Below are 6,783 nucleotides of genomic sequence, written 5' to 3'. Positions count from 1 at the left end.
AAAAAGGTATCCAGATGGTATGGGTTTGATGTAGAATACCATGGAGATATGTCTGACGTCGAGTTTCAGGGTAATTATTTAAGAACAAGAGATTTATCAAATCTTTTGAAAATGTTAGAAATGACGAATAAAGTTAAGTTTAAAATACTACAGAAAAACAGCTCGGAAAGGAGGGTACTTGTAATAAGAGATAATTAAATAAAAAGATAATCCTTTAAACAGGAGTGTTACCAGCACTCCCGTTTATGTAAAGCATAGTATTTATGCTTTGAATAGGATAATTAGTAACTGATCATAAATAGTCAAAAATTAAACCTAAATCAAATGTATAAAAATTCCATCGCATTGCGATGTGGCACACTTTATTGTTTCCTGAAATTTCTCTTTATCATGAAGCTTAGTTTTATTTTCATAATGATAACCGTTTTGCAGGCTAACTCAGCATCATTTGCCCAAAAAGTGAATGTAAAAGTTGTAAATGCACCTATAAAACAGGTTTTTTATCAACTTACTCAACAAACAGGTTATAATTTTATAGCAGACGCCAGTCTGGCTAAGAAGATAAAACCTGTAACTCTTGATTTGAAGAATGCCAGTATGGAGGAAGTGCTGAATAAATGCTTTAAAGGAATTGCCATAGATGTTGTAGTAAATAAGGTAGTTAAGACAGTGTTTATTAAAGAAAATGAAAAGGGGTTATCTCAAGTAAAACAATCTTTAATTATAAACGGTAACGTCAACGATGAGCGTAATGAGCCTTTAGCTGGCGTTAGTATTAAACTGAAAAACGGACAAACCAGTACCGTATCAGATGTTAATGGAAACTTTGTTATTAATGTACCCAATGAAGAAGCGATTTTAATTTTTAGCTTTTTAGGTTTTGCTACGCAAGAGAAAAGAGTCGGAAATAGTAAAGTGTTGAATATTAGGCTTGTTCAGGAAGTTTCTAAACTTAATGAAGTTGTAATTATTGGTTACGGTGCAACAGTTTCCAGAGAAGATTTAACCGGTGCGGTAGGAACAGCAGATTTGGAAGATATGCGTGTTGCCCCTGTTGTCTCTTTTGATCAAGCTTTGGCGGGGAGAATTGCTGGCGTTCAAATACTTTCTAATGATGGACAACCCGGAGAAGAAGGGATTAATATTGCTATTCGTGGACAGAATTCTTTAACACAAGATAATTCCCCGCTGTTTGTGGTAGACGGTTTTCCGATGGAAGATTTTGATCCAACCTCACTTTCAATAGATGATATAGAGTCGATAGATGTTTTAAAAGACGCATCGGCATCTGCTATTTACGGTGCGAGAGGAGCTAACGGCGTAATTGTTATTCAGACAAAAAAAGGAAAAATAGGTGAGCCTGTTATAAGTTATTCGGCAACTGTAGGTTTTCAGGAAATAACAAAGAGAATGGATTTATTGAGTCCATACGAGTTTGTAAAATATCAAATAGAAAGAAGTGCAACCAATATTGCAAAATACACACCGGCAGATTTGCCTACGAGTAATCCAGACTATAATTCTGCAGGTAATACATTAGAATCTTATAAAAAGATTAAAGGTATTGATTGGCAGGATGAACTGTATAGGTTAGGCAATACGCAAATACATAACTTATCTATCAGAGGTGGATCACAACAAACAAAATATTCTATATCGGGCTCTATTTATGATCAGCGGGGTGTTATTTTAAATACGGGTTTATCCCGTTATCAGGGTAGAGTTTCTTTAGATCAACAATTGACAAAAAAGCTTAATGCAAGTTTAAGAGTCAACTTTAGCCGGAATAACTCATTCGGTCAGCTAGCTTCAGAAGATCCTATAAATGGACAGGCCAGTAGTAATTTGCTTTTTGGTGCCTGGGCATATAGACCCGTAACCGGAAGGGAAACAGAAGAAAACGATGTTGATGAAGATTTTATTGAAGATTTTAGAGATGAAGAAACAACTTTTATCTATGATTACAGAGTAAATCCGGTGCTTTCTGCTGAAAATACTTATAGAAAAAGCAGGGCAAATAATATAAATTTTAATGGAAATGTCGATTATAAGGTCTTAAAAGACTTAAGTCTTAAAGTTACCGTAGGATTTGATAAGCGGCAAACTAACACCGAAAATTTTTACAACTCCCAAACTGCTAGAGGCTCGTCAAAACTTCCTAATAATACAAGAGGTGTACAGGGAAACCTCTCTCTTTTTGATAGGGAAATCTGGACAAACTCATCTATACTTAGTTATAAAAAAAGATTTAATAAAAGAAATAGTTTGGATGCGCTCTTCGGATATGAAATACAGGGAATTGATAATTCCAGAATAGGGCTTTCCAATCAACAGATACCTAATGAATTCTTAGGAATAAGTGGGATGGATGAAGGTGTAACGCTACCGAACACTGTTGCATACTCCAGCTCTGTTTTAGGCTCTTTAATAAGCAGGGTTAATTACAGTTATCTTTCCAAATATCTTTTTACAGCTACGTTTAGAGCAGATGTTTCTTCCAAATTTGCTCCGGGTAATCGTACCGCATACTTTCCTTCCGGAGCATTTGCCTGGCGAATGGGACAAGAAAAATTCCTTAAACAAAGTAAGGTTATATACGATGCTAAACTTAGAATCAGTTATGGTACAACCGGGAACAACAGGGTAACGGATTTCGCATATTTATCGCCTATTATCGGAACAAATGTTTCAGAATCATATTCACAGAACAATGGAGAGCCGGTTTTAGGAATGTTTCCGGGGACTTTAGGCAATAAAGATTTAAAATGGGAAACAACATCTCAGGTTGACCTGGGTTACGATATATCTTTTTTGAAGAACAAAATTGCATTAACAGTAGATGCTTACCGGAAAACAACATCAAATTTGCTGTTAAATGCAAATGTCCCTTACAGTTTCGGATACCAAAGGGCATTCAAGAATATAGGTAAAATAAGAAACGAGGGATTAGAATTTTCTTTAAATACAGTCAATATTAAAAACAAAAATTTCGACTGGAAAAGTAATATCAATATATCCTTCAATAAGAATAAAATCCTGGCTCTTTCTGAAGATGAACAGAAAATGTTCAGTAAAATTAACTGGGCAGCCAATTACAATGCAACGTTCTTGTATGCGGCCGAAGTAGGAGGTCCTGCAGCCATGTTTATAGGGCAGGTTTTTGACGGAGTTTATCAATATTCAGATTTTGAAGAAGTGTCTCCAGGGAAATACTATCTAAAACCAGACATACCATATACGGGAACAGATAGAGACAATATTAAGCCAGGAGATATCAAGTATAAAGACTTAAATGGTGATGGCGTTATTGATGAATATGATATTACTATTATAGGAAATCCGGTGCCGAAACATAGTGGCGGTTTTGTAAACAACTTCAGATACAAAAATTTCAGTTTAAATGTGTTTTTTCAATGGGTTTATGGAAATGATATCTTTAATGGGAACAGAATCTATTTTGAGGGTAACCCGTCTAATGTCCCTAATTTAAACCAATATGCTTCTTATGCTGACAGATGGACTCCTGAAAATCAGAGTAATACCATGTTTAGGTCTGGAGGTTATGGTCCCGCATATTATTCCTCAAGGTTAATTGAAGACGGTTCTTTTCTAAGGTTAAAGACCGTGTCTTTAGGTTATGAAATTCCCAAGAAAATATTAAGCAGGTTTAAAATATCCAATATGAATTTGTCTTTGGTTGCACAAAATTTATATACATGGACAAAGTACTCGGGAATGGATCCGGAGGTATCTGCCAGGCATTCAACTTTAACTCCTGGATTTGATTTTTCGGCTTATCCAAGAGCGAGAACAATAGCATTTTCTTTAAGAACAACTTTTTAATGTTGATAATATGAAACGTTTTATTAGATATTTTTTGCTTGTATATATACTCATGTCATTTGCTGGATGTAAAAAGCTTTTTGACACCAATCCTCAGGATTTTGTTGATCAGGAACAATTTTATCAGACTGAACAACAACTAAAAAATGCATTAATGGCAGTTTATAGTCCATTAGGAAAAGGTGAATTGTATGGGGCGCGGATGATTGGCAGATTAGGTTTGGATGCGGATGAAGCTTTCTACAATTCAAGCATATTTACGGGCGTGTTAGACAATAGTATTATACCTACTGATTCATATATAACCAGCTTCTGGAGAGTTTGTTATGAAGCTATTAATAGGGCTAATCTGCTTTTAAAATATATTGACAAGCCTAAAATGAATGAAAAGGACAGGAATATAATTAGGGGCGAAGCACTATTTTTAAGAGGATATTATTATCTGTTGTTAACCAGTAACTTTGGGAATATCCCCTTAATTCTTGAACCCAGCTTATCAGGTTCTCAATCTCCCAACATACAACAAACAACAAGTAAAGAGGTTTACGAACAAATTATATCAGACTTAACAGAAGCACAAAGTATTGTGTTAACCGCAACCGAAATAGGATATGGCGGAAGGGTTAATCGTTCTGCAGTACAGGGAATTCTGGCCAGAGTCTGTTTATATATGGCGGGCAATCCTATAAATGACTTTACCAAATATGAAGTTGCCAGAGCATGGGCAGATAGTGTAATAACCTCGGGTGAGCATCAGCTAAATGCCAGTTACGCCGATGTATTTAAAAATTATGCTACAGATACTTATGATATTAAAGAAAGTATCTTAGAAGTAGAATTTTACGGGAATTCTACCGGAATTTATACCGAAGGCGGGACGGTAGGTAATGCCAATGGAATAAGATATACAACAAACCCAGCCGATCCGCGCTATGGAAGATCAGACGGTTTTTTAAATATAACTCCCAGATTATGGAATCTATATCCAGATGCAAGTAGTTTAATATCAAGCGACTTAAGAAGGGATTGGTCTATAGCACCGTTTTCTTTGTCAGGTAATCCGGCAGTAGAAAAGGCGTGGACTGTTACCCAGATTATAAACAGGTATCCGGGTAAATTTCGTCGTTTTTACGAGACTGTATCACCAAAAACAAGTAGTACTCCTCAAAATTTCCCTTTATTAAGGTACTCCGATGTTCTTTTAATGTATGCCGAAGCAGATAATTATATGAATCAGGGGCCAACTCCTAAAGCTTTGGAATCTATTAATCAGGTTAGAAGAAGAGCTTATGGTTTACCGGTAAGCTCTCCAAGTACAGTAGACTTAGATATGAATATTTCATATGAGGATCTTCTTAAAGAAATAAAAGACGAAAGATCAAGAGAACTCAGCTTTGAATGTTTGCGAAAAAGGGATCTGGTAAGATGGGGAGATTTTTTGAAGAACATGAAAGAGGTTTACAGTCAGGTAATAGACATAGACGCCAATTCAAGAGCTGTACCCGTTTACAGAAATGTATCTAAACGCGATGAATTGTGGCCTATACCTGCTTATGAAATGGGCGTAAATTCTTCTTTGGTTCAAAACTTTGGGTGGTAATCAAAGAGGTTAAAGACTGAAAGCATAAAGTTCCAAAGGCATTCCTTTGGAGCTAAACGCATGGCAGCATAGTGATTTTAATGTAAAAATAATGAATAGAAAAGTTATGAAATGGATTAAGGCATTAGTAATACCGGTAATTATTTCTTCTTGCAGTAAGCCAGATTTTAAAAAGGCCGAATTAGACGTACATGTTGAAAATATTGAACACAAAGTAGGTGATCCTATATTTTTTGATATTAAAAGTAACGCAGATAATATAGTCTTTTATTCGGGGGTAGCATATGGCGATACTTTAAGTGAATATAAATACAAGGATGGCAGACAGGTACCAATAGAGGATTTAAAGATGTCGTTTAATACCAAGCTTGGAACTGCCGGTACTCAGGTAAACCAGTTGCAGGTGTTGGTTTCTAATGATTTTAATGGGGTGTATTCTGCTCAAAATGTCGATGCGGCAACCTGGACAGATATTACTTCAAAATTTAACCTGGCTACTTCTACAGCGGTAGTTAATAGTGGTGAATATAGTTTAAACCAATATACGGAACCGGGAAAGCCGCTTTATATATGCTTTAAATATATTGTGAGACCCAGAATAGCATATAAAACTTCGCGAGACGTGACAATCAGCGAATTCCTGATAACTAATGAAGGAAGTCTGGGTAAGCATAATGTAACAACTTTTATCCGATCTGGTTTTGCTTCGGAAACAGCTGTATTAAAGGGAAATTTTACTCCGGCTGAGGGGCGAAATGTTTTCTCAAGTACATCAATCCAATTAAGAGGTAATACTGCCTCGGGGACAACGGAAGAATATACCGAAGCCTGGGTTATTTCTAAGCCTATCAATACAGACACCCTGGTATTAGGCGCGGATAAATCTATTCCTTTAAAAGGTTATAAAGATTTACGGCAGGAAGCATTTTATTATACCTATTACAAGCCGGGGACATATACAGCAACTTTTGTCGCTTTTAATCTGAATGAAGATGGTAGAGACTCTGTAACCAAACAATTAAATATAACTGTAAAACCTTAAATTTTTATTATGAAGAAGTTAATACTTACAGCAATAGTTCTCGCGAGCACTATGATACTATATGCTCAAAGTTCATGGCAGTTAGAGAATGAGATAGTAAATTATAACCTAACTGGTACAGCATCAAATCCACTCACTCGTACAGGAGCAAGTTTAAATTTAATTTCGAATACTATTACGCCAGCTTATTTACCCTGTCCTACAGATGGAATAGTACATGTGTTAACCAGTTCCTCTGCGGGAAATAAGTTTGTTTTAGATCAGACGAATAATGGCTTTTTAACTTTTAATACTTCTA

General features: G+C 35.8%; 5 protein-coding genes. All 5 read left to right on the top strand.

All coding sequences use genetic code 11. The features are described from left to right. On the top strand, positions 1–198 hold a 198-nt coding region (locus ABWO41_RS13830; protein ID WP_353139138.1), incomplete at its 5' end, for a DUF4974 domain-containing protein. Positions 199–390: 192 nt separating this feature from the next. Continuing rightward, entirely contained in the window at positions 391–3,843 is a 3,453-nt protein-coding gene (locus ABWO41_RS13825) for a SusC/RagA family TonB-linked outer membrane protein (RefSeq protein ID WP_353139135.1), read from the top strand. Positions 3,844–3,853: 10 nt separating this feature from the next. Beyond that, the gene (locus tag ABWO41_RS13820) at positions 3,854–5,443 is read left to right on the top strand and encodes a RagB/SusD family nutrient uptake outer membrane protein (protein WP_353139131.1); all 1,590 of its coding nucleotides are present in this window, start codon (positions 3,854–3,856) and stop codon (positions 5,441–5,443) included. Between the two features lie 91 nt (positions 5,444–5,534). Then, a complete protein-coding gene (locus tag ABWO41_RS13815) occupies positions 5,535–6,485 on the top strand; it encodes a DUF5017 domain-containing protein (RefSeq protein ID WP_353139128.1) in 951 nt (316 codons plus the stop codon). 9 nt (positions 6,486–6,494) lie between these two features. Next, on the top strand, positions 6,495–6,783 hold a 289-nt coding region (locus tag ABWO41_RS13810; RefSeq protein ID WP_353139125.1), incomplete at its 3' end, for a hypothetical protein.

Origin of the sequence: Pseudopedobacter sp. (genome assembly GCF_040392825.1) — a bacterium.
GTDB lineage: Bacteria > Bacteroidota > Bacteroidia > Sphingobacteriales > Sphingobacteriaceae > Pseudopedobacter.
The sequence above is the reverse complement of the archived record's forward strand: the minus strand, read 5'-3'. Positions and strand labels throughout refer to the sequence as shown.